Source organism: bacterium, assembly GCA_024224155.1.
In the GTDB taxonomy this organism is placed as follows: Bacteria; Acidobacteriota; Thermoanaerobaculia; order Multivoradales; family JAHEKO01; genus CALZIK01.
Map to the genome: position 1 here is coordinate 1 of JAAENP010000229.1, position 1,937 is coordinate 1,937.

The following is a 1,937-nucleotide window of genomic DNA, read 5'->3' on the forward strand; positions in this document are numbered from 1 at the left end:
CTCTCGACGCGGTCGAGGTCGTAGAGTCCGTAGTGGTGTGCCCGGCGCACGGCGCGGCGCAGGGGTCGTGTGGGGTACTCGCGGACCATGCGGCGTAATTGCCGCAGGGCAAGCGTGGTCTGCTTCGTCGCTTTGCGTTTGAGGTCCTCGATGTAGGGCCCCAGCTCAGGAGCGATCTCGAGCAGGAGCTTCTCCTCGCGCCCTGCGGCAATTACGGCGCATGGTCCGCGAGTACCCCAGAGAACCCCTGCGCGGCGCCGTGCGCCGGGCACACCACTACGGACTCTACGACCTCGACCGCGTCGAGAGTCTGCTCCTGCGCCTCATCGCCGAGGACTATTTCCAACTCGACCCCGACGGAGACGATGATGACTGAAGAGCTCGAACAACTCCTCAAAAGCCTCCATCTGAAGAAGATCCGCGAGATCGGCGACGAGGAGATCCGGCGCGCCGAGAAGCAGCAGATCACCTACCACGAATTCCTCCTGCGCCTGATGCGACCCCAGTGGCATGCCAAACAGGAGCAGGCTCTCGCGTGGCGCATCAAGCGCGCCTGTCTGCCCGAGCTCTGGACCCTGGAGAGCTTTCCCTACAAGAAACAGCCCGGCGTCAACCGCCGCGTGATCCGCACCCTCGCCGAGCTCGATTTCATTGCCAAGGCCGAGAACATCGTCTTCATCGGTCCCACCGGCGTCGGCAAGACCGGACTCGCTTCGGGCCTGCTCTTGAAAGCCCTCCAGAACGGCTACCGCGGTCAATTCCTCCGCGCCCAGGATCTCTTCGACGACATGTACGCGTCGCTGGCCGACCACTCCTCTCGCAAGCTCATCAACCGCCTCGCACGACTCGATCTGCTGGTCATCGATGAGATGGGATATCTCAACCTCAAGCCCGAGCAGAGCAACATCTTCTTCAAGCTCATGGAGGAGCGGTACAACCGACGTGCCACCCTCATCACCACCAACCTCGACTACGACGAGTGGCATCACTTCCTTGGCCGGCAGCCCATGGTCGAGGCACTGCTGTCTCGGCTGCGCCATCACTGCCACACACTGAAAATTGACGGGCCGTCATTGCGGGAGCCTCAAGGATGAGACTACCTGCCGATGTCAACGAATGGTGGGTCTTCGACCCCACCATGGATCGCCAGCAGTACGTACGTCAGACCCTCGAGGAATATCGCACCACGCCCACGGCTTGCGGGCAAGTACGCCGTGCCGATCACGATCTCGCTGTACGCCTCTACCAGAAGATGGTCCCGTTCACCGCGGTCGAGGGCGCCTTCGTCCTCGCCACAGCGCGAAGAACCTCACGCGATCCGCAACGCCACCCTCTTGCCCCCATCGGCTCCTTGCGTTACTTCCTGCCCATCATCCGCGAGATCCTCGACAAGCCGGTCGATCCCGGCGAGATCAGCTATCTCTGGCTGAAGATGCAAGGCAGGCTCTGAGCCCGCCTCCATCATGCCCACCTGCGGCGCCCTCGAAAGACGGGGGTGCCGCCCCAACACACACGTACATGATCGGCCGGTTTCCGGCCGATCATCCTGCTCCGAAGCGACGCCGACCCGCGCCGAGGATGCCAACGCGCTGGTTATCGGCGATGGCGGCGGCATGGCGGGCGGCACACGCTTGAACAGCTCCTGGTCACCGTGCCGGCGGATCACCGATGGAGACGCACGCCTTCCTGAGCTCTGAGAGCGACCTGATCCAGAGATTTTCGACGACTCTTACTCGTTCTCATTCTCAAAACCTATTCCGAGTGGGGACCACTATTGCTGAGCGCAACCGGGTCATTCCTGCCTAGCGTTGAAGAGCATGGCGTCGCGGGCGTGGGAGTAGTCGTACCACCGGCGGCGGGACTGGACGTCCATCGGCGAGAGCTTCCAGTGCTTGCGGCCGTCCTCGATGCGGCCGGCGAAGCGCCGCTGCTGCTCC

The 1,937-nt window shown here is 63.0% G+C and carries 4 protein-coding genes; 3 read left to right on the forward strand and 1 reads right to left on the reverse strand.

All coding sequences use genetic code 11. The annotated features are described in order from the left end of the window. The first annotated feature begins 220 nt into the window (after positions 1-220). Genes GY769_12445 through GY769_12455 form a run of 3 tightly spaced genes read left to right on the forward strand, consistent with a single transcriptional unit; the run spans position 221 to position 1,450 of the window. A complete protein-coding gene (locus tag GY769_12445) occupies positions 221-376 on the forward strand; it encodes a hypothetical protein (GenBank protein ID MCP4202730.1) in 156 nt (51 codons plus the stop codon). Beyond that, positions 369-1,094 (forward strand): ATP-binding protein, encoded by a 726-nt coding sequence (locus tag GY769_12450; protein ID MCP4202731.1) that lies wholly within the window; start codon positions 369-371, stop codon positions 1,092-1,094. Before GY769_12445 ends, GY769_12450 begins: the two co-directional genes overlap by 8 nt. Continuing rightward, complete coding sequence (locus GY769_12455) at positions 1,091-1,450, forward strand: hypothetical protein (GenBank protein MCP4202732.1); 360 nt, start codon at positions 1,091-1,093, stop codon at positions 1,448-1,450. The genes GY769_12450 and GY769_12455 overlap by 4 nt, the downstream gene beginning before the upstream one ends. A 342-nt stretch (positions 1,451-1,792) precedes the next feature. On the opposite strand, the gene GY769_12460 is transcribed toward GY769_12455, so the two are convergent. After that, the coding region (locus GY769_12460; GenBank protein MCP4202733.1) for a hypothetical protein at positions 1,793-1,937 on the reverse strand (145 nt) is incomplete at its 5' end.

Bases quoted from the DNA above. Each gene is read 5' to 3' on its own strand.
- GY769_12445 (MCP4202730.1), top strand. From the start codon at position 221: ATGGTCCGCGAGTACCCCAGAGAACCCCTGCGCGGCGCCGTGCGCCGG.
- GY769_12450 (MCP4202731.1), top strand. From the start codon at position 369: ATGACTGAAGAGCTCGAACAACTCCTCAAAAGCCTCCATCTGAAGAAG.
- GY769_12455 (MCP4202732.1), top strand. From the start codon at position 1,091: ATGAGACTACCTGCCGATGTCAACGAATGGTGGGTCTTCGACCCCACC.